General features: G+C 28.6%; 1 protein-coding gene. It reads right to left on the bottom strand.

The window, feature by feature from the left end; genetic code table 11:
* Positions 1–78: 78 nt before the first annotated feature.
* A complete protein-coding gene (elbB, locus tag Megvenef_RS09650) occupies positions 79–732 on the bottom strand; it encodes an isoprenoid biosynthesis glyoxalase ElbB (protein ID WP_322777695.1) in 654 nt (217 codons plus the stop codon).
* Positions 733–1,068 lie beyond the last annotated feature (336 nt).

Below are 1,068 nucleotides of genomic sequence, written 5' to 3'. Positions count from 1 at the left end.
ACAGTGATAATTCTACTTACAATCAGATAGGATAAATTATAGTGTCTGTAAGATTAAGTCTTGATTTGTACACTTTAATTAAGCTTTACACATATCAATGATTTTTGCAACTAAATTGCTAATACCTTTATGTATTTGTGTTAATGGTGCATCTAACATAAAAGCTGGAGTAGTAACTAATTTATTAGCTTCATCTACAACAATATCATAAGCATAGCAAGTCTCTTCTTTTGCCCCTATTTTATTTACAAGCTCATTTTCTTCACCAAGAGTAATTTTAATTTTAGCCTGCTCTTTTAAGGCCAGAGCTAAAATAGCAGGCGAAATACATATTGCACCAATTGGCTTTGATGATTTATAAAATTGTACAATTATTTCTTTTAACTCCCTTATTACCTTACCATGTTCATTTTTAAGTGCTAAATCTGATAAGTTAATTGCAGCACCAGAACCACCAGGAAGTATCAATGCATCAAAATCTTTTACATACAATTTGCTTAAGGATTGAATTTTACCACGAGCAATACGTGCAGATTCTACAAGAATATTACGTTCTTCTGGCATTTCTTCTCCGGTTAAGTGATTTATTACATAGTGTTGGTTTTTACTAGGAGCAAAAATTTTAACATCTGCATTGTTTTTATCTAATTCAAGTAATGTAAAAGCTGTTTCAAAAATTTCAGCTCCATCTAAAGATCCGCACCCAGAAATTACTACAGCAACCTTTGTCATAATATTCTCTTAATAAAAAATTTATACCTGAGAATACCCTTAAAATAGAAGAAAAATCTATATTTTTAAAGTAAGTTAAAACTTTATTGGATCTGAAAAGCTTTCTCTAGCCAAATTTGCCACAAATTTTGTACTAGCATAGATTAATTATAGTCTCCTGTTATTACAAAAAATAATTTTCTATCTCTTTTTTAAGGTCCATTATTTTTAAGTTAAAGCTATTATCCAAAGAATCAATTTTTAATATTAATTCAATATCTCTAAGTAACTTTCTTACTTGCTTTTCTATAGCTTTAGTTTTTAACTTTTTATTAGCTTATTGCTTTAGTTTTTCAG

It is taken from the genome of Candidatus Megaera venefica, from assembly GCF_034554655.1.
GTDB classification, from domain to species: Bacteria; Pseudomonadota; Alphaproteobacteria; order Rickettsiales; family Rickettsiaceae; genus Megaera_A; species Megaera_A venefica.
The sequence above is the reverse complement of the archived record's forward strand: the minus strand, read 5'-3'. Positions and strand labels throughout refer to the sequence as shown.

Excerpts from the sequence above, each read along its gene's own strand:
- elbB (WP_322777695.1), bottom strand. The coding sequence starts at position 732 with ATGACAAAGGTTGCTGTAGTAATTTCTGGGTGCGGATCTTTAGATGGA.